This window comes from Companilactobacillus formosensis (genome assembly GCF_005405305.1).
GTDB lineage: Bacteria > Bacillota > Bacilli > Lactobacillales > Lactobacillaceae > Companilactobacillus > Companilactobacillus formosensis.
In genome coordinates this window covers 111,891-132,374 of record NZ_BJDU01000001.1, presented here as the reverse complement: position 1 = coordinate 132,374, position 20,484 = coordinate 111,891, and the positions used below count along the sequence as shown (strand labels likewise).

Annotated in this window: 17 protein-coding genes; 5 read left to right on the top strand and 12 right to left on the bottom strand. The window is 35.0% G+C overall.

The window, feature by feature from the left end:
• Positions 1-33 precede the first annotated feature (33 nt).
• The 3 genes from FFM65_RS00625 to FFM65_RS00615 form a co-directional block, all read right to left on the bottom strand.
• Complete coding sequence (locus FFM65_RS00625) at positions 34-1,650, bottom strand: putative glycosyltransferase family protein (RefSeq protein ID WP_137610089.1); 1,617 nt, start codon at positions 1,648-1,650, stop codon at positions 34-36.
• A 104-nt stretch (positions 1,651-1,754) separates the two neighbouring features.
• Positions 1,755-2,570, bottom strand: coding sequence for a hypothetical protein (locus FFM65_RS00620; RefSeq protein ID WP_119317177.1), 816 nt, complete (start codon positions 2,568-2,570; stop codon positions 1,755-1,757).
• A 5-nt stretch (positions 2,571-2,575) separates the two neighbouring features.
• Complete coding sequence (locus tag FFM65_RS00615) at positions 2,576-3,238, bottom strand: HAD hydrolase-like protein (protein WP_119317176.1); 663 nt, start codon at positions 3,236-3,238, stop codon at positions 2,576-2,578.
• Between the two features lie 86 nt (positions 3,239-3,324).
• Here FFM65_RS00615 and FFM65_RS00610 point away from each other — a divergent pair, with 86 nt between their 5' ends.
• Positions 3,325-5,658 carry an HAD-IC family P-type ATPase gene (locus FFM65_RS00610; protein ID WP_119317175.1) on the top strand — a complete coding sequence of 778 codons (2,334 nt, stop codon included), beginning with the start codon at positions 3,325-3,327 and terminating at the stop codon, positions 5,656-5,658.
• Between the two features lie 137 nt (positions 5,659-5,795).
• Here the strand turns inward: FFM65_RS00610 and FFM65_RS12055 are convergent, their stop codons facing one another.
• The 7 genes from FFM65_RS12055 to FFM65_RS00585 all read right to left on the bottom strand — a co-directional run bounded on the left by FFM65_RS12055 (position 5,796) and on the right by FFM65_RS00585 (position 14,405).
• Entirely contained in the window at positions 5,796-5,948 is a 153-nt protein-coding gene (locus FFM65_RS12055) for a hypothetical protein (protein WP_162897863.1), read from the bottom strand.
• 17 nt (positions 5,949-5,965) lie between these two features.
• Complete coding sequence (locus tag FFM65_RS12050) at positions 5,966-6,118, bottom strand: hypothetical protein (RefSeq protein ID WP_162897862.1); 153 nt, start codon at positions 6,116-6,118, stop codon at positions 5,966-5,968.
• 93 nt (positions 6,119-6,211) lie between these two features.
• Positions 6,212-8,362 (bottom strand): SLAP domain-containing protein, encoded by a 2,151-nt coding sequence (locus tag FFM65_RS00605; protein ID WP_119317174.1) that lies wholly within the window; start codon positions 8,360-8,362, stop codon positions 6,212-6,214.
• Positions 8,363-8,512: 150 nt separating this feature from the next.
• Positions 8,513-9,532 (bottom strand): acyltransferase, encoded by a 1,020-nt coding sequence (locus FFM65_RS00600; RefSeq protein ID WP_119317173.1) that lies wholly within the window; start codon positions 9,530-9,532, stop codon positions 8,513-8,515.
• A gap of 399 nt (positions 9,533-9,931) precedes the next feature.
• Positions 9,932-11,383 (bottom strand): glycoside hydrolase family 1 protein, encoded by a 1,452-nt coding sequence (locus FFM65_RS00595; RefSeq protein WP_119317171.1) that lies wholly within the window; start codon positions 11,381-11,383, stop codon positions 9,932-9,934.
• A gap of 64 nt (positions 11,384-11,447) precedes the next feature.
• Positions 11,448-13,457, bottom strand: a complete 2,010-nt coding sequence (locus tag FFM65_RS00590) for a beta-glucoside-specific PTS transporter subunit IIABC (protein ID WP_119317170.1) — start codon at positions 13,455-13,457, stop codon at positions 11,448-11,450.
• A 111-nt stretch (positions 13,458-13,568) separates the two neighbouring features.
• Positions 13,569-14,405, bottom strand: coding sequence for a PRD domain-containing protein (locus FFM65_RS00585; RefSeq protein WP_162897861.1), 837 nt, complete (start codon positions 14,403-14,405; stop codon positions 13,569-13,571).
• A gap of 281 nt (positions 14,406-14,686) precedes the next feature.
• On the opposite strand from FFM65_RS00585, the gene FFM65_RS00580 reads away from it, so the two are divergent.
• From FFM65_RS00580 to FFM65_RS00565, 4 genes are all read left to right on the top strand, one after another.
• A complete protein-coding gene (locus FFM65_RS00580) occupies positions 14,687-15,160 on the top strand; it encodes a DUF2975 domain-containing protein (RefSeq protein ID WP_119317168.1) in 474 nt (157 codons plus the stop codon).
• Positions 15,161-15,169: 9 nt separating this feature from the next.
• Positions 15,170-15,373, top strand: coding sequence for a helix-turn-helix domain-containing protein (locus FFM65_RS00575; protein WP_119317167.1), 204 nt, complete (start codon positions 15,170-15,172; stop codon positions 15,371-15,373).
• A gap of 137 nt (positions 15,374-15,510) precedes the next feature.
• Positions 15,511-15,879 (top strand): hypothetical protein, encoded by a 369-nt coding sequence (locus tag FFM65_RS00570; RefSeq protein ID WP_119317166.1) that lies wholly within the window; start codon positions 15,511-15,513, stop codon positions 15,877-15,879.
• Positions 15,880-16,099: 220 nt separating this feature from the next.
• Complete coding sequence (locus FFM65_RS00565; RefSeq protein ID WP_137610088.1) at positions 16,100-18,703, top strand: hypothetical protein; 2,604 nt, start codon at positions 16,100-16,102, stop codon at positions 18,701-18,703.
• 39 nt (positions 18,704-18,742) lie between these two features.
• Here the strand turns inward: FFM65_RS00565 and FFM65_RS00560 are convergent, their stop codons facing one another.
• Positions 18,743-19,384 (bottom strand): SDR family oxidoreductase, encoded by a 642-nt coding sequence (locus FFM65_RS00560; RefSeq protein ID WP_119317164.1) that lies wholly within the window; start codon positions 19,382-19,384, stop codon positions 18,743-18,745.
• 112 nt (positions 19,385-19,496) lie between these two features.
• Positions 19,497-20,477: a ribose-phosphate diphosphokinase gene (locus tag FFM65_RS00555; RefSeq protein WP_119317163.1), complete on the bottom strand. Its 981-nt coding sequence runs from the start codon at positions 20,475-20,477 to the stop codon at positions 19,497-19,499.
• Between the last annotated feature and the right edge of the window lie 7 nt (positions 20,478-20,484).

Below are 20,484 nucleotides of genomic sequence, written 5' to 3'. Positions count from 1 at the left end.
CCTTTGTACATGCAATATCACATATTATACTCACTATTCAAGTTTTGAAGAAACTCTATTTTGACGAAAAAGATAAATAATCATTATTAAAAAGCTGATTAAAGATATCAATTTACTGATTTTTTGAACAAGAGTTTTTTGATAATTAACTCTTAAAATCCCGCTACCACGGACTTTCACTTGAGCCAATCCATTGTTAGTTTGATCCATTTTCACTGACGAAACATTTCCAGTAGACGATTTGGATGTATATCCGTAATATCCAATAATCGGTAGATCGATTTTGCCACTTTTAGTAGCGTTAAAATCTAACTTTAGTGAAGAACCTTTTTGTTGAAAATCTTTAATCTTTATCGAACCACTTTTAACTTCGGGTACGTGTTTTGTTCTACGCAATTGCCCCAAATTAGCATTTTTAGGCAAATACTCTTGTCCTGCACCAATACTGTAAACATCTAGGTTATTAAAGGCAGCATAGCTATCATCTTGAGTTGGATGGTTAGTAACCAAACTAAATTCAGCCACGAAAATCATTGCGATCGTTACACTAATAAGTGCTCCCTTTTTCCAAAAACGATTCAACCAATTACAAGGATCACTGGCTAAAACGACCGCAAATAAAATTGTCACTAACATATTAAAGCGCCATGGAAATTGAATTATATTCAAAGGTGTATGAATAAATAAGTTCCATGGAAAAATATCGGTCGTCATCAATAACAAAATTTCACCGATAATTGCAAAGTCGCGAATCGCTGGTACCGTTTTCCAAATTATTACTGGAATTATTAACGCCATCAATAACATCAAAATCCCAATATTTTGTTTAAAAAGATCATTCTCCAAACTCAATTTAACTAAATTAGGAATTTGCATACTACCTTGGGAAACGTAAATCAATGGAGAATGCGTTAATTTAAATTGAGTATGTTTCAATTGTTCATACATCGGCAAAAAATAACCTAAACTCAATAATAACGACGATAATCCTGAATAAATCAACGTTAAAATTCTTTTCGGCTCTTTAATTAAAGTTTTGATACGAAAAATAACGACTAACAAAATAAAGATGGCAATTAATATCGGTGACAAAGCATGCGAATAAATAACCGCCGTCATTCCAATCGTCAGATACCACCACTTACTGTTATCTGCATAAAAGATTTCATAGACCCCTAAAATAACGATTGGTAAAAACGTCAAAGTTAATACTTCACCGATATCGAAACGACGCACCATATCAAAGATGCGATAGGTAGATAAAGTATAAACAAAACTAAAGATTAGACTTTTATCAAATCTTCGACTAACCACATAATAAGATTCAAACGAAATCACAAATGTTACGAAATTTAGCAAAACATAAAAACTGATAAACGCTTGAACTGTCGTCATCCCTAATAGTCGTAAAAAGGCTACTGGATAAAGCCATAAGTTAGAGTAAAAAATATTTGAGATATATCCAAAGCCACCCAAAAATGACATATTAACGATGGGAAAGAAATTGCCATGTTTGATAGCTTCATACAAACCTTGCATTCTCATAACATGGAAACGACCGTCATTACCCATTTCCAAAAAAGACCAGATATGCCCATCCAGTCCCGTTAAATAAATTGAAAGAATACTAACTATTAAAAATAAAACCAATGTCAGTGGAATTTTGTATTTTAAGAGTATTTTTTTCATAATTATGACCTAATAAAAAAAGGAACTCGAAGACTAAGTCCTCAAGTTCCCTCAAATTTTGTTTTTTAATATTTATACTTAACAGTACTGCCCCAATCCAGAATACTGACGATAAACACCATAAAAATAATCGAAATATAACTAATAAATATTCCGTTTAGAACATTGTATAATACATCTCTGACATTGTAATCTATATTGTTTACGATGTAATCCTGTAATGGAAAATAAGTACCTCCTAGGAGCATCGCTAATAAAATCGATGTACATATTCCAACTGTTCCCAAATGATGGAAAAACAATTTGCTAGATCCAACTTTAGCGCGCAAACGTAACGCTAAAATAACGAATAAAATAGCCGCAACTACCATAATCATCTTGATCAAACGTTTAATAGTCTGGACTCGTTCAATAACGGTCTCAATCGGTCCTAAATCATTATTGACGATTTGATTCATTATACCTTCGTTACTTTTAATAACCGTATCGATCTCACTATCGATATTTAAACCGTATTTATTAGCTTGGTCCTTTAATTTAGTACTAATGGTAGACAAAATATTACTACCGATAGTTAATTGTGAGTCATCATCATACACTTCGTCTACTGAAACATTAATAATTCTTCTGACATCTTTGTTAGTTAGATTCACCGCTGACAAATCAGTTGAAACAGAATAACTATTGACCAGTCTACCTAGACGTTGATTCGTATAGTTTCTGATCAAAGTAACATTAGTATCACTACTAACGACTTTTTTGACATAGTTACTGTTTAAAACTGTGGACAGAGTTATCCCTAAGAAAACGATGACCATTAAACAAATTGACAATAATATCAAAGTAAAACCGTGTCTGTTATATGACAATGACTTGCTCATAATTTTTAATTCTCCATAGCTAGTTTAGCAATTTCTTGTGGTTTATTTACGATCCATTCTGAATCGGCAGATTTCAATTCAGCATAATCCCCAAAGCCATAAGTTACCCCAATAGCTTTTAAATTATTTTTATGTGCCCCCACAATATCACTGCTACGATCCCCAACCATAACAAGATTTTTTGTGTCTAACTCAACTGAAGTTTTCTCAATTCCATAAGAGATAACATCCTCTTTTAAAGAACGAATCGATTCATCTTCAGCTGCCCCGAAAACATGTCGTATATATTGTTTCATATCTAGTTGATCAATAATCTTTTTCGCAAAAACTTCCGGTTTAGAAGTCGCAATGAAGATTTCTTTATCAGCTTTCTTCAAGGACTCCATCATATCATAAATACCGTCGAAAACAGTATACTGTTCCCAACCTTCTTCTTGATAGTATTCACGGAAAGCATTTATACTTTGGTTAATAAATGGATCGTCTGGCGCTACATGGTCGTATTTTTGCAAAGATGCACCGATCGTTGGTCCGATGAAAGTATGCAACGTAGCGTCATCATGTGGAACGTATCCTAAAGTATGCTCATACATATACTTCAAGCTCTTCATAATTCCAATTTCAGAATTAATTATCGTTCCATCCAAATCAAAAAACAAATTGTTCAAATTTACTTCATCCTTTTATGTTAAATTTAGTTATGTAAAGAGTATATAGCATTCAATAGAAAATAACTAACAGTCGTAGGTAGAGTATGGTAAAAATCAAACAACCTCAAAAATATACCAGTCTCGACGAAGGATTAACTAATCAAGAGGTTGACTCCCGAGTACAACGGGGACTGACAAATGTTCAAATCAAAAAATTATCGCGTCCGATTCCTAAAATTTTGGCCGATAACTTATTCACTCTGTTCAATTTTTTAAATTTAGTTATCGCTATTTTAATTTTTTGGACTGGTTCCTATCGAAATCTTTTTTTCCTAGGTCCCGTGATTGCCAACATCATTATTGGAAGTTATCAAGAAATCCGTGCCAAAATTACCGTTGATAAAATCAGTCTGGTCAATTCAGCCAGTTTTAATGTTACTAGAAATGCGCAATTAGAAAAAGTCGATATTGCTGATTTAGTTGAGGACGATATCGTAACAGTCAAGCGTGGCGATACTATCCCCGCTGATGGCATTATCCGTTCTTCTAATGGTTTGCAAACTAATGAGTCAAGTATTACAGGTGAAGCCGATACTATCAGTAAAACGACCAATGATGAGGTTTTCTCAGGAAGCTTCGTTGTTGCCGGCCAAGCTCAAATACAATTGACGCAAGTTGGTAAAGAAAGCTTTGTTTCTAAAATTTCTTCAGCTGTCGGAAAAGAAAAGCGCTCTGTTAGTGTTTTGATGAAAATTATAAATAATATTATTAAAATTCTAACATATACTATCATCCCAATTGGTTTATTACTATTTTTCAGGACTTACTCTCAAAACAACAATGTCGCCAAATCAATCCTGGGAACTTCAGCTTCAGTTATCGGTATGATTCCTGAAGGTCTAGTCTTATTAACATCCGTGGCTTTGGCTACTGGTGCCTACAACTTATCTAAACGACGTATTTTAGTCCGTTCTTTGAGTGCTATTGAAACTCTAGCTCGAGTTGACGTCTTGTGTCTTGATAAAACCGGCACAATTACAACGGGCAAATTGACTGTCAAAAAAACTATCAGTTATCACACTAGCGAACAAAATGTACAAGCAATCGCTCAAAAAATTGTCGATGTTACTCAAGAATCAAACGCAACCGCTTTAGCTGTTCAGGCTTTAAAAGTAACGGCCTTTGCAAGTGATGTGAAAGAAGTAATTCCATTTTCATCAGAAACTAAATATTCTGGCTTCGTTGCTAAGGATGATACACGCTACATCATGGGTGCTCCAGAATTTATCATTAAAAATCCTAGTTCAGAAATAACCCATACGATTCAACAAGCTGCTCAAAAAGGATTCAGAGTTATTGCGATACTCAAAGAAACCTCTCAACAAGAGATTCTAGGCTTATTATTAATTTCTGATGAAGTTAGAGAACAAGCTCCTGATACTTTCAATTACTTGCATAACCAAGGTATCAATCTCAAAATCATCTCTGGTGATAATCCTGTTACTGTTGCTAATGTCGCTGCTCAAGCCGGTATTGCTTCTGGAAATGACTACATCGACATGAGCCAAGTTGATGAAACAAAAGATTATCATGAATTGGTTAAATATTATAAGATCTTTGGTCGGGTTCGTCCTAGTCAAAAATCAGAATTGATCAAAGCCATGCAAGATAATGGGTTAACCGTTGGTATGACTGGCGATGGTGTCAATGATGTTTTGGCTATGCGTCAGTCTGATTGTAGTGTTGCCATTGCCGGTGAAAGTGATGCGGCCGAGGCAGCAGCAGATTTTGTTTTACTAAATCGTAATTTTGATTCTATGATTTTCATGCTCAATGAAGGTCGGCGAGTAATCAATAACGTTGAACGTGTTGCTTCATTATTCTTAATCAAAACCATTTATTCGGTAGTTTTATCAATTCTCTTCATTATTTTGGGAACTGGCTATCCATTTGAACCTTCTCAATTAACACCAATCAATGCATTGACCGTCGGTATTCCAACTTTCCTATTAGCCTTGGAACCAAACTATACTCCACCAGCTGGTCGTTTCATGCATAACGTAATGGAGATTGCTTTACCAGCGGCTATTTGCAACATTGCCTTTATCGTGGCAATTTCGATTTTGGGAAATCACTTTAACTTCTCTTACGAAATCACTTCAACCTTATCTGTCTTTACAATTGGTGTAATTGGTTTCTGCGCTTTGATTTCAATTGCCAATCCTCTGTATGTTCGAAAACAAATTATGATTGGTATTGCCTTTGCACTTTTCATCATCACTTTCATTTTCAGTGAAAAAGCTTTTGGTTTACAAAGCATCTTAAATTGGCACTACACTTACTTGTACATTGCCATTTTCTTGACTGCTTGGCCTTTATTCATGTTCATGCGCGAAGTTTTAGGTCGGCGAGTATTTTCAAAAATTAATTGGAAATAATTATAGTAGTAATATTCCGTTGAACCAATTTTCTTTGCTATTCCGAACTAGACAGTAATTTTTATACAAAAAATGGCATCTATTCAGATTTTTGATGAATAGATGCCATTTTGATTCACTAGATAAATAAATATCTTCTATTTAATTCTTCGCATAATTACTGCACTCAACAATATGGCTACAACCAATACCGCTCCAATGACTGTTTGACTGACCTTCAACATGCTTAATCCAAAAACAACAATGAAGGCGATGAACCCCATGATCATGCCCTGCATACTTCTATCCATAATTTACTCCCTATTTATCAACTTTTTTTGGCAATTGCATAAATGACTAAACCAATAACTATGGCATAGATCAAACTCTGTATTAACATGTTTAATTTCAATGTTGAAACAATCCCGACTACTAAAGCCGCTACCATAACTATCAGCAACATTCTAATCATTCTACGCATTTTATTGCCTCCTTTTGGTTATAGTGTAACCCAGAATGTAAGCGAGAACAAAACAAAAAAAATACACCAACAAAAGTCAGTGTATTTTAGAATTTACTTTAATGTTGAATCGCTTGCTTTGATCCATTCATCTGTGGCAACGCGATACATTTTCTTACCTCTGATCGTAGCACTTCTGTCAGTATACCAAGGCGTATTAACATCTAGGGCACGATCGATAATCAATTGTCCTTTGGAATTATAAACTGGTGTGACGTTTGTTCCATTAGTTACCGCTACCGTTTGTAGAGGTGTGTACTTGTAAACGTCACTAGCTTTGACATATTCGTTTGTTGCTACACGATAGTATTCAGCACCATTGATAGTTACAGTCTTATCGATGATCCAACTTGAACCTTCAGAAAGAACTACATCATCATTTAATTTACCGTTACCGTCATAAATCTTGATATTACCATTGTGTGGATAACCAGAAACAATATTATCTACTGTTTGGTCTGATTTTTGAACATAAACTGTTGAAGTTGGTGTGTCCTTATCGATTGTGTAATTAATATCGTCAGCATTAACGAAAGCATAGCCAGTTGGAGCCTTCAAAACAATCTTCGATTCGTTAGCACCTTTACCTGATTGTGTACCGACTTCTTCGCCAGTATCTTGATCAACGTAAGAGATGTTATAAGGTGTGTCAGCGGCTACAACATACTTCGTTACCTTTTGGTCATTCTTTAATAGAATAAAGCCGTGGTCGATAACAGATGCTAAAGCATAGCCATCAGGAGCCGTAACACCAACGTAACTACCAAAATCACCAGTACCTTTAGACTCAGTTCCAACTACTTTACCAGTTGTCTTATCTCTGAAAGTTACTGTGTAGTTTAAGGAATTGGAATCTGTTTTTGGTGTTACATAAATGTTCTTAGTTGGAATAGATGCATTTAGTTTTTGCAACATATCCTCTTTATTTACTAACTCATATCCTTTAGGAATATCTGTCAATAATACCGTATCGCCATCGTTCCCATTTAAAGTAGTAGTTGAATTAGTAGGATTGTCTCCCACAACACTTACAAAGTTAATATTTGTATTAGCACTTCTAGTTACATAATAAGTCTTAGTATAATCGGAAGTAGTTGGTGTAAAGTTCTCTACTGTACCACTTACAGTACTGTTTTTAGGCATTGCTTCCTGAATATTAGCAGCAGTAATCGTTTCAGTTCCTGTGCCAGGCATATAAGTTCCCAATACTTTTTTAGTTGTCTTATCTTTAAAAGTAATTATTGGATTAACTGCATTTTCATCAATTGCAACATTCTGTACATCTGGATCGGTAAATGTTATTTCGTCACCACTTGCATCCGAAATAACGGTGTTACCTGCGCCATCAATAGCTGTTGCAACATAAGTAACACCTTCTATTGAAGTATTTGTCTCATCAGAATCAGTATAGCCAGTGGCTTTAACCAAATATGAATTACCATTAGCATCTTTAATAACGATAGGATTATTTATATCAGAAAAGTTTGTAATAGTTCTATCATTTAATTTAGACCAATCTGGTTCTTTATAAGTATTAACTGTTCTTGTGGCTGTAATATCACTAGTAACATAATTGTCTTTAGATGTGAAGTTTACCGATTTTCCATCATCAGACATTTTTCCAGATACTGTAGCAGTATTTGCTTTATCATTAGCGTCTGCACCATTGGAACTAATAGCCTTAACATCAGAATTTTCAGCAGTATCTTCGATACCAGTGTCTCCATCTTTGAAATTCATAACTTGGCTATTATTAGTGAATGAAACAATTGGTTTAGCATAATTGTAACTTACTGTAATAGTCTTAGTAACACTATCAAGTGTGTACTTAACTGTCTCAGGAAATCCATGTGAATCCTTATTGGATGTAGTCATAGGAACTAATTGTTCGTTATTGTCGACTACGTTTAGTTCTCCTTGCAATACTTTATCAAATTGTGTGTCAGTCTTTTGACCAAAGATTGGCGCAACACTCATCGTTTGACCATCTTCTAGATCAGTAAACTTCGTTTGGGAATTAACGTTGCTAGCAGTAGAACTTGAATTCAGTAACTCGTTGATAACTTGAATCACGTTGTTAGCGATTTCAGTTTTGTCAACGCTCAATGCTTTATTGGAACTAGCTTGTGCAACTGTCGTATTTGCCCCTAAAATAGTGCTCGATAACAAAATACCAGTCAAAGCTATCATTTTTATTTTTTTCATAGCATATATCTCCCTGATAAATTATATATATATCTAAACACCTTTATCATATCAAGAAATACAAAAAAAAGAAGGACAAAATACCTTCTTTTCTTGAAAAAGTTTAAACAATTCATAAGATTTATAAAGCGATTACATTATTTTGGATAATTATGCCAAAAGATTTTTAATTACTGGAATCTTTTTAATAATGTAAATCATAATTATTGAAAAAATTAATGTGGCCACAAAGACAACTGGATAATTATTAGGACTAATAAATTTACCGATAAAATTAATAATCAATCCATGTGATAAATAAATTCCATAAGTTAATGGCGCAATGAACTCCACCGACTTCGTAAGCCAACTTGAGTACTTGCCTTCAAATGACTTGAAGCACATGAACAGCATGACAGCAATCACTGGCGTACTCAATGAAGAGGCGATATTCAAGAAAGCCCATGGACTTTGTGCTGGAATAAATCTTACTGCCACTTTAATTACGAATAAAAGAGCAATAATCCCTACATATTTAAACAAATTGAATTTCAACTTAGTGTCGTGGGTCAATAAATAACCCATAACAAAATATCCTAAATAAGATGATAAGATAATTTTGGCCATACTGTACAAGCTAAACACGTTACCAATTGCTGGTGGCGTAAATTGACCGATTGCTGGTAAAGTAATATCCACAATCATCCATAACCACAAAAGATAACGTAATAAATTTTCATCCATATGGTCAACCAATAGCTTGATGAATGGCGAAATCAGATACAATCCAAATAATGAATAAATAAACCAATAAGCCATCAAAACTGGTTGGTGAAAAATTAAAGAAACTGTTACTAAGAATTGGTGAATATTAAAAATACCATCAATCTTACTTACCGGATAAGCACTAATGATCGACCAAATGATGAATGGCACGATAACTCTCTTTAGACGATGCTTGAATAAATATCCTACATTCGTCGTTTTTTTACTATTTAGAATAGTAGCCCCACTTATCATGAAAAACATTGGCACAGCTACTTCAGTAATCCCCACTAAAACATTTGTCACTGACCATGAAAAAGAATGATCTGGCGTAGCAATCCTGACTGAACAAGAATGTGCCAAAACAACCAAAATCATAGCCACAACACGAATAACATCAATATATATAACTCGCTTTGATTTCATATTTTCCCCCTTGAATCAACATGAAATATATTATCATATTTCTTCCTACATTAAAGAAAAAATTACGTACAAAAAAAGACAGAACTGCTTTTAAATGCAATTCTGTCGATATTTATTATTCATTTTTTTACAACCAACGTTTATGATGTCGCATGAATATTTCGTGATTCTTCTCCATACCACCTAAATAAACTATCGATAACACCACGACCGCAAACAATGCTAAGAACGCATTTGGTTGGTTAAAGAAATACAAAATTATTGCTAGTACGATTAATATTAGGATCGATACTCTAAGCGAAAACCTCGGTACTTTGTCTTTCATAAAATTATTACCTCTTTGCTTTGAGATTTCACCTATATTATGAAAGATTTTTTAGCAACGTGCAATCCAGATGCTTAGTTATTTTCTAGATCTTCCCCATCAGAAGCAATAACTTTCTTATACCAGTAGTAACTCTTCTTTGGAGTTCTGCTGAAGTCTCCTTCTTCGTTATCGTCACGATTTACATAAACGAAACCATAACGTTTTGCCATTTGACCAGTTCCGGCAGAAACTAAATCAATACAGCCCCAAGGAGTATAGCCAATCAAATCGACACCATCTTTGATAGCTTCTTTCATTTGTTCGATATGACCCTTGAGATATTCAATACGATAATCATCATCAATTGAACCATCGGCTTTGACTTCATCACGAGCGCCTAGTCCATTTTCAACGACCATGATAGGAATACCATAACGTCCGTAAACATCATTCAAGTACCAACGTAGACCTTTAGGATCCATAGCCCAGCCCCATTCACTGTACTTCAAGTAAGGATTCTTCACACCAGTACTAAAGTTACCAGCAGCGTCAGCTTTACTTTCATCAGTTGTCAAAGCGTTTGATGAGTAGTAACTGAAACTATAGAAGTCAACTGTACCTTCTTTAAGAACTTCACTATCTTCAGCTGTAATGTTTAATTTAACGTCATGTTCATCCCAGAAGCGTTTGGCAAAGTGTGGATAAGCACCACGAACTTGAACATCACCACAATAGTAGTTGTTGATTTCGTTAGCTAGTTGAGCTTTCAAAATATCATCAGGGTTAGATGTTAGTGGATAGTTAACATTACCAGCAATCATACAACCAATCATGTTGTCGGAATTGATCTTGTGACCAATCTTAACTGCCAAAGCACTGGCAACGAATTGGTGATGCAAGCCTTGTAGGTTAGCTTGGATATCATCGTTACTCATCTTAGGATTGAATGGTGCAGCACCGTCTTCAACTGGAAGTCCCAGTGACATGTAGCCACCAAACATCATACCGATATTGATTTCATTAAATGTTAACCAATATTTAACAAGATCTTTGTATTCTGTAAACAAAGTCTTAGCGTATTTAACATAAAAGTCGATTACCTTACGGTTACCCCAGCCACCATAGGCTTCAGTCAAGTGATAAGGCATTTCGTAGTGAGAAATTGTTACTAATGGTTCAATACCATATTTATGACATTCCTCGAAGACATTACGATAAAAGTCCAAACCTTTTTGATTAGGTTGTTCATCGTCACCGTTAGGGAAAATTCTTGTCCAAGCAACTGACAAACGGTAAGTCTTGTAGCCCATACCTGCTAGTAACTTAATATCTTCCTTGTAGTGGTGGTAAAAGTCGCTACCTTGGTGAGATGGATAATATTCGCCTTGTTTAACGGTCTTAGTGAAGACACGTGGCTTTTCATATGTACCACCTAATAAGAGGTCGGCTGTACTAACACCTTTGCCATCAACGTCCCAGGCACCTTCGTATTGGTTAGCAGCAGTAGCGCCACCCCATAAAAAGTTCTTTGGAAATACTGTCATAATTAAATTCTCCTTCTTTACAATCTATTAATATGGTAACGTTTTCTTCAACTTGAAAACAAGTCTATTTCAAATTAATCAAATTATCGCCGTCGTTAACTTGACCATCAGCAACAACTTCGACATCGTTATAGTCCTTGCTGTTTGTTACGATAATTGGAGTTGTTACGTCATAACCTTGGTCCGTGATACCGTCGACGTCAAATTCCATCAACAATTGACCTTTTTTAATTTCTTGATCTTGTTCAACATGGCTAGTAAAGCCTTTACCTTCTAGTTGAACAGTATCCATACCAATGTGGATCAATAATTCGGCACCATCTTTAGAGTTGATACCAATAGCGTGCTTAGTTGGAAAGACTACTGAAACTTTACCATCGACTGGGGCATAAACTCTACCTTCGTCTGGCATGATAGCAATTCCCTTACCTAAAGCACCAGAAGAGAACACTTCATCTTTAACGTCTGCTAATTGAACAACAGAACCTTTGATTGGACTAACGATTGTTTCGGGTGTAACTGGATCTTTCTCAACAGTTTCAGGAGCAGCTGTGGCTGTAGCTGAATCTGAATTTAATGTTGCTGTAGCTAATTGTGGTTCTGCGTTTGTATTTTCAACATGTTCTGGTTTAGAGTTTTCAGCTTTCAAATCTTCTTTGTTGAAACCAAAGAATAAAGCCAAAAGCCAACCTGATAAGAATGAAACAACAAATGAAATCAAGGCACCATAGAATCCCATATCGATACCCTTAGGGCCAATCAAACTAGGCAATGTGAAGACACCTAGACCACCAGTCATGTAATATCTAGTACCAAATAGACCTAGAACAGCACCACCAATAGCGGCACCGACACAACTCATAGCGAAAACTTTTTTACGTGGCAAAGTAATACCATAAATGGCTGGTTCAGTAATACCAAAAATACCTGATAAGAAAGCAGACCAACCTAAACCTTTAACTTTCTTACTTTTAACTTTCATAATAACGGCTAAAACAGCACCGATTTGAGCAAATGAAGCACCAATTGTTAGAACTAGAATTGGATCACTGTGAAGTGTTTGTAAATTAAGCATTTGTAGTGGAACAAGTCCCCAGTGTAATCCGAAGATAACGAGTACTTGCCACAAACCACCAAGAACAGCACCGGTGATAATTGGACTCAAGTTATATAGAGCTGAAGCACCTGCAGCTAATGCATCACTAATCCATGAAGTGATAGGTCCAATGATTAATAATGTCAAAGGAACAACAATCAATAAAGTAAAGAACGGAACTAAGAATGTTTTAACAACAGTTGGAACAATCTTCTTAAAGTATCCTTCAACTTTAGAAGCTAACCACACTGCTACGATAATTGGAATAACTGATGAAGTATAGTTCATCATGATTACGGGAATCTTTAAGAAAGTAATGTGAATTGGTGAAGATAGCATCGTTCCTGAGAACAATGTGAAAAGTGGTTTACCAGCTACAGCAGTAGGATTTAAGGCCACGATAGTTGGATAAACCAAAACCGCACCGATCGTCATACCGATAAACTGATCAACACCGAATTTCTTAGCAGCTGAAAGTCCTAAGATAACTGGTAAGAAGTAGAAGAATGAATCACCAATGGCATAAAGGATTACGTATGTACCAGAGGTTTTAGTAATTAATCCGGAAGTCAAAAGGATTGTTGCCAAACCTTTGATCATCCCGGTAGCAGCCAAAATACCTAAGGCTGGAGCGAAAATACCAGAAATCAAATCAATAAATTTATCAAGAAGACTCATATTTTCGTCTTCTTCGCCATAATCATCGGGAACAGCTCCACCATCTGGGAAACCACCCACTTTGATAACATGGTCGTAAACATCGGCAACTTCATTACCAATAACAACTTGGTATTGACCACCACTTTGAACAACTGTAACGACACCGTCTGTATCTTTTAATTCTTCAGTGCCGGCTTTTTTCTCATCTTTTAATTTAAAACGTAATCTAGTAGCACAGTGAACAACGCTTTTGACATTGTCTTTGCCACCAACTAACTTAACTATTTTTTTAGCTAAGCCGTCATAATCTTTAATCATAATATCCTCCTTCTCCAACAAAAAAAGCTCAAGACAACATCCCCACACCAAAAGTGTTGAGTAATGTAAATCTTGAGCTTATGCCTGCCGAACAGTAACACGCTATTTTATTTAATTGTTACGATGTGTCACTCGCCAAACGTGTAAAATCAAGTAAACTTGATCATTTTGGGAAAGTGCCCATCCTTTAGTATTGCGTAAAAATGTTGAGATCTTTTGGACTGTCGCATTTTCATCGGGATACTTCATAATCATCAACTTCAATAAACTCGGATCCAATTGTTCAGTTGAAGTCTTGTTTGATTTTAATTTTCTAATTAGAAAATATCGCAAATGTGAAACCAAACGGCTGTAATTGAATGATTCATCATCCAAAGTCGTGTGATAACTAATTTGAATAATATTAATAATATCCGCAATCATCTTTGATACTTGAATCGTATCTTGCAAAGTTTCCTTTTCGTTTTCGAGATTAACGAAATGATAAGTTAGAAAAACCAATTCACCCTTTGGAAATATGACGCCCAAATCTTCTCGAATAATTTCAATAGCTCGAGCAGAAGCTTGATATTCTTTAGGAAATAATTTTTTAACTTCCCAACTAACTGCTCGATCTGTAAACTCAATGTGCTCTTTAGCACGTTTATACGCGAAATTGATATGATCAGCCAAAATCAAATATTGATAGTCATTGAATTTAACCTTCAAGAAAGCTTCGACGTCTTGAACAATGTCAGTCGTTACATTAATAATGTCTTCGTCATACTCTTTTAAAGTATCGATTTCATCATTATTAACTGATTTGAATTTTTGAGTAATCTTTGATGCGTCCACCAAATCACCCGGCTTCTTGCCAAATCCAATTCCTTTTCCAACAATCATCCATTCAACGTTTTCATCATCGATGACAAGAGCGGCATTATTATTATAATTTTTGACAAATTTCAAAAATATACCCTCCTCAAAAAAAATACCCACTAATTTTACACTTATAGTGTAACAAGTTAGTAGGTTTATGCCTGATCGAATCAGTAACACGCTTTTTGTTTACGAGCATTATGATAGCGTTTTCTTCAATGCTCGTCAAGTCATTTTTTATAAAAAATTTATTTCAAAAATAAACAGCTTAATATTAAAATGTATATTCTTTATTGTTTTTCGATAAAAATATATTGTTTATCGATATAAAATGAGCTAAAATATCCTTAATCACAAAGGAGATTTCGATTATGAAAATCAAAACTACTTTATTAAAAATTGTTACTTTGGTTATAGATGCTTTTGTTTTATTCTTCGTAGTCATGTTATCAATGAGCATGCTCAACGCTATCCAAGATCATCCCTTTGACTTATTAACAACAGTTGCTGGCGTGACCTTTTTAACTGTGGGTCTATTAGTCCTTGTCATCAGTTATTACTTATTTAGGATTTTCAAATTGATCGACAACCACAATTTCTTTACCCAACAGGCATTACATTTCGTTAGAATGGTCCGTTATCTGTTCATCGCCTGTTCAGTTGTTCTCCTAGCAATTTTACCAATAGCTTATCAGGCCGCCGATATAGACGATGCTCCTGGATTGATTATTGTTGCTTTAGGATTTATTTTCTTCCCTAGTGCAATTGCTGCTTTTATTTCAGTCATGGAAAAAATTTTGATCAATTCGATTCAATTTAAACAAGAAAATGAATTAACGATATAGGAGGTCAAAATGATAAAAATAAATTTGGATCTTCTATTAGTCAAAAAAAATATGACCGTTACCGAATTGGCTGAAAAGGTTGGTATAACGCAAGCTAACATCTCAATTTTAAAGAATGGACGTGCTAAGGCAATTCGTTTTTCAACCTTAGAAAAAATCTGTCAAACACTAGACTGTCAGCCCGGTGATATCTTAGAATATATACAGGAATGACGGAATGTATATATAGCTCTTCCCTTACTCCTTTAAGCTTCAGCTCGTATCTTCACAAAATCATCAAGCAATCTTTAAATAATATAATTTTTCTTATGCTAATATGCAGTTGAAGTTATAGAAAGGAGTCTTAGATTATGTCAGAGACAAAGAAAGTTATTGCCGTAGCTTTAGATATCAATAAGATTCCCTACAATAGTGATGTTGATGTCATTTTTACCCCAGGAACTCAAAAGATTTGGTATACGAGAAATACTAAGTCGATTGAAATACCTAAGCGGATTTTACTTTTTGATTCACTTTTGAATTCATTTTTTAAGAAATTTTCCAAAAAATCCAATAAGCATGATGTTTTGAAATTTAATTATTTTACTAATAAGGTTGCCCGTTACTTGAAGAATCATCCTTACGATGCAGTTATCTTTGAGAATCAACAACTTAAGAATAAAATTCTTCCTAATTTCAAAAATAAAAATGAATACGTCGTTGAAGATACGATGGCTTAACTTTTGCCGATCCTTTTTAAGGATCGGTTTTTTTGTGTTTCATTTAGGAAGAATAAAACTTTTAATAAACGGAATGAAAGCGTATTCATATCTTGATATACTATTGTATACAATGAATATACATTTCGGGGAGTGAATTTTGATGAAAGGACATCATAAGCATCTGATTGGATATATTTTTATATCCTTTTTTGTGTTATTTGCAAATTTTTTTATATCTTTGACTACTGTTAAAGCTGAACCTGTGGGGTTGCCACTGAATGACTATATGGTTATTAGTACACCAACAGTCATTAATCCACCAAACGGTTCAAATCCCTTTACAACAAACAGTACTACTATTTTAAACAACGAAACTATCAAACTCACTAGTGGCCCTGGTAGTGATCAAAAGAAATCAATGGGTTTAGTCTATGATATGCACACAAAAAATATTGGTACTTACGGAACAATTTGGTCTAGAGATAACAAAATGTGGGATTTATCACAAAAGCAAAGTATATCAGCATGGCTATCATTCGGGGAATACAATAATTCGAAATTATCTAATGGTGAAGGTATGGCTTTTGTATTGCAAAACGATCCTCGTAAAACAACAGCCATGGGTGCAGGTTTACAAGGTTTAGGTGTTTATGGATTAGATTATACATCTATAATCAATCTTGGTATCTCTGTGACTCCAGCTACATCTGATATTATTTCTAATACTGCAATTAAAAATAGCATTGCATTAGAATTCGATTCGCGTGTAAATAAAGCAAGTGATACTGGAGATGATTCAACCCCTATAATTCTCCAATACAAAACTGACAAGATTGGTATTGCTTCAATTGATAAATATGTTACTTCTCATTCTTTTGATGGAAATTTAAAAAATGCCGGTAAATCTCCTACCGATGTTGGATTTCCTGACAATATTCTATTACCAGAATCTTTCTTAGGAATAAAGGCAAACGGGAATACTATGGATAGTGATTCTACAGGACATATTGCATTTGCTTTACCTAACTCTCCATATTCATATTCAAACATCTTTCCAACCACTTCATTACCTACTGAATTTGAAAATGATAAAGTCTCTTCAACTATGGGATTATTTCATTCTAATATACAAAAAGCTGAGTTAATCGATGATGAAGATTACTTTGGACATGGTGTAAAATGGCATCATGTAACAATAAGTTGGGAACCAGATGAAAATCTTCTTGCCGGAACTTTAAGCTATTCTTTTAATGACAAAGATGAAAATGGTATCACAAATACAAATAAGACTAGTAACAGATACTTCAAGCGTGTAGATTCTTCTATAAAAATTCCAATGAGTACATTTGATGTTCACAATGGTAACTATAACGTTTATTGGGGCTTTACTGGAGCCAACAGTACTCTGGGACAAAATAATGATTCTAATCAAGGCACCGTTTTTGACAAATACGTCAAACTAGAAACTCTCCCAGACTCCCCTAACCCAATTGCTAAAAGTTCAATAACTGATAATACGTTAAACAAAACTATCACTGACCAATCAACTGACATTGACGTCAACAGTGGTGACTCGATTGATTTAAACTACGAAATTCGTCACGCCAAAGACGACGACACTAAATCTGATTCCAAGATTCTTCCTGATTCACAAAAGCCTTCTTGGAAAGACATCGTTGCGGCTATCCAAATTCCCGACATGGAAACTTACTTAGATTTTCGCCAAGAAGATAGTCCCAATACTCCCGGACGAAAACGAATCGGCTACATTGAATATCAAGATGGCACTCAAGACGATTTATTAGTTTCAGATGTTTCTTTGACTAGTGGTCAAGCTGAAAGTACTAGTACCAAAGTCGCCATTAACAGCCGCTTAATTAACAAAAAACTTTCCAAAGATCTCGACAACGCTGATAACAAAATTACCAATGTTAAGATTTTCGGAACAGCTATTAATAAGGACTTGAAAGACCATCTAGTTCAAAAAGCCCCAGCCTATTTCAACGGTAGCAATGCCATTATTTCAACTAGTTCTCCTGAATTCAACATCCGCTATGAGAAGAACTGGAGCTTAATGGCTAAAGGGCTTGAAGAGAACTATACATTACGTTTCCAACAAGATAATCCTAATATCACTTTGCCTATCGAATTATCTTACAATCCTGAACAAAAATTTGTCCCCGGAGATGAATTGATTGTTGATATAAATATCGATAATGAACGAAAAATTGAAAGTAAACTAAACGTCACTGGCAACGATACAACTGAAAAAATCAAAATTCCCATCAACGAAACTATTTTTGATTCGACAAGTGACTTCTGGGATACTTTCGCGTTAGAAAAAAATAATCCTCACCGAATTGAAATTACAATAACCGATAAGGATTCTAAAGTCTCTAACAACGTTCAATTCTTCGTCGAAGTAGTTCCAGATAAAATTCTTGAAGTCGATGCTTCTAAGAGTATTTCTTTCAACGACATCAATTACTCTAGCAAAGCTGACTACATTCACCGTAAAGATGATGGCTACGTCAAAGTAACTAGTCGTAACAACCCTTGGCAGCTAAGAACTCGTGTGGTCACACCCCTAACTAAAACTGACGACAATGAACAATTCGCCGGTAGTTTGCTTTATATTGATGACGATCAAAGATCAGCTCTAGATGATTCCCCAACTTTGATTGAACAAGATAATCACAGTTATTCTGAAGAAACCATAAAAACAATTTCTGATTCTTGGAAAGATGACACAGGCGTTATCTTAAAACAGACTGGTTTGAACGAAGCTGGTAAATATACTGGAGTTTTGGAATGGAGTTTAGCTGATGCTGACTTTAATTAATATATACAAAAAGGAGCCTAATTTTTGGGCTCCTTTTTTTTATCTAATAACGTCTTGAATAGCTTGATCTCCAGCAGAGAAGTTGTATTCATTTTTGATTGATGATGGAGTTTGGATAGCTTGAGCAATGACTTTAGCAACATCAGCCCTAGCTACAGAACCACCTTCATAATTACTTTGGATATTAACCTTTCCAGTTGCAGGATCATCAGTCAAAGTTCCCGGATGAACAATTGTGTAATCTAAGTTTGTGCTACGAAGATACTTGTCAGCATAATGCTTAGCTACGTAATAAGGTCTGATTCCTGAAGCTTCCCACTTAGTACGATCATCACTGTAAACAGCACTGACCATAACATAACGTTTGATGCCAAGAATTTGAGCGGCATCCATTGTCTTGATAGCTCCGTCCAAATCAATCTCAATTGTCTTGTCATATCCAGCACCACCGGCACCAGCAGAGAAGACGATCGTATCAGCACCAGATTCAGCGATAGAATTTTGAATATCCTTTGGAGATGCTGTTAAATCAATGTATTGAGTAGGAATGCCATCTGCCTGATAAGCCTTGATTTGTTCTTCTTTACGCAAACCAGCTGCAAAATCAATCTTTCTAGCTTTCAACTCGTCAACTAACAAACGACCCACTTTACCATGGGCACCAATAATAAGTACTTTCATTAATAAAACCTCCTCAAGTACCATTACCTTAACAACAATTTTTTTATTTTTCCATTATTAAGTATTTTGATAATAAAAAAATCCCAATCACTAAGGATTGAGATTAATTAACTTATTTAATAATTGTGAAGCTATCACGAACATCAAATAATGAGTCGATTGATTCATTATCTTGAGTCATGCGAATAGCATCACCAACTAAGTCAGTTACGGATAAAATCTTTAATTTGTCAAAATGACATTCTTCTGGAACGACAATTGAATCTGAAACTAGCACTTCCATCAAGTCTGATGCTTCTAAGCGTTTTGCAGCGTTCTTTGAGAAAATTGGATGTGTAGCAACGGCAGAAATTGTCTTGGCACCAGCCTTTTTGACTGCTTCAGCACTATTGATCATTCTAGTACCTGTATCAATCAAATCATCAACGATAACACATTGCTTACCGTCAACATCACCAATAATATCAGGAATAACATCATCATCTTCTGTTGATCTTTGGTCAACGATAGCAATTTGTGAACCAAATACTTCAGCTAAAGCACGAGCACGTTTAGTTGAATTGTGATCAGGAGCTACAAAGACGAAATCGTCAGGGTTCTTGATTTTTTGTTCAAAGTAACTAGCGAAAATTGGCATAGCACGTAAGTGATCAACTGGAATATCAAAGAATCCTTGAATTTGATCAGCATGCATGTCGATAGCGATAACACGATCGACTTGTCCCATTTCTAGCATATTGGCAAACAACTTAGCTGAGATAGGTTCTCTAGAACGAGATTTTCTATCTGAACGTGTGTAAGCAAAGTATGGCAATACACAAGTAATGCTGTTAGCACTAGCACGTCTCAAAGCATCTACGGCAATCATCAATTCCATGAAGTTGTCATTAACAGGATCAGAAACTGAATGAATAATGTAAACGTCTTTTCCACGAATACTTTCGTTCATTTGAATGTTGATTTCACCATCACTAAAATGTGAAACGGTAGCATCCAACAATGGAATTCCCATGTAGTCAGAAATTCTTTTTGCTAATGGTTTATTACCATTTAAAGAAAGTAAAGCAATTTTATCTAATGAGCTATTAGACATTTTTGTC

Excerpts from the sequence above, each read along its gene's own strand:
- FFM65_RS00605 (WP_119317174.1), bottom strand. The coding sequence starts at position 8,362 with ATGAAAAAAATAAAAATGATAGCTTTGACTGGTATTTTGTTATCGAGC.
- FFM65_RS00575 (WP_119317167.1), top strand. The coding sequence starts at position 15,170 with ATGATAAAAATAAATTTGGATCTTCTATTAGTCAAAAAAAATATGACC.
- FFM65_RS00595 (WP_119317171.1), bottom strand. The coding sequence starts at position 11,383 with ATGACAGTATTTCCAAAGAACTTTTTATGGGGTGGCGCTACTGCTGCT.
- FFM65_RS00610 (WP_119317175.1), top strand. The coding sequence starts at position 3,325 with ATGGTAAAAATCAAACAACCTCAAAAATATACCAGTCTCGACGAAGGA.
- FFM65_RS00555 (WP_119317163.1), bottom strand. The coding sequence starts at position 20,477 with ATGTCTAATAGCTCATTAGATAAAATTGCTTTACTTTCTTTAAATGGT.
- FFM65_RS00580 (WP_119317168.1), top strand. The coding sequence starts at position 14,687 with ATGAAAATCAAAACTACTTTATTAAAAATTGTTACTTTGGTTATAGAT.
- FFM65_RS00600 (WP_119317173.1), bottom strand. The coding sequence starts at position 9,532 with ATGAAATCAAAGCGAGTTATATATATTGATGTTATTCGTGTTGTGGCT.
- FFM65_RS12050 (WP_162897862.1), bottom strand. The coding sequence starts at position 6,118 with ATGCGTAGAATGATTAGAATGTTGCTGATAGTTATGGTAGCGGCTTTA.
- FFM65_RS00620 (WP_119317177.1), bottom strand. The coding sequence starts at position 2,570 with ATGAGCAAGTCATTGTCATATAACAGACACGGTTTTACTTTGATATTA.
- FFM65_RS00570 (WP_119317166.1), top strand. The coding sequence starts at position 15,511 with ATGTCAGAGACAAAGAAAGTTATTGCCGTAGCTTTAGATATCAATAAG.
- FFM65_RS00590 (WP_119317170.1), bottom strand. The coding sequence starts at position 13,457 with ATGATTAAAGATTATGACGGCTTAGCTAAAAAAATAGTTAAGTTAGTT.
- FFM65_RS12055 (WP_162897863.1), bottom strand. The coding sequence starts at position 5,948 with ATGGATAGAAGTATGCAGGGCATGATCATGGGGTTCATCGCCTTCATT.
- FFM65_RS00560 (WP_119317164.1), bottom strand. The coding sequence starts at position 19,384 with ATGAAAGTACTTATTATTGGTGCCCATGGTAAAGTGGGTCGTTTGTTA.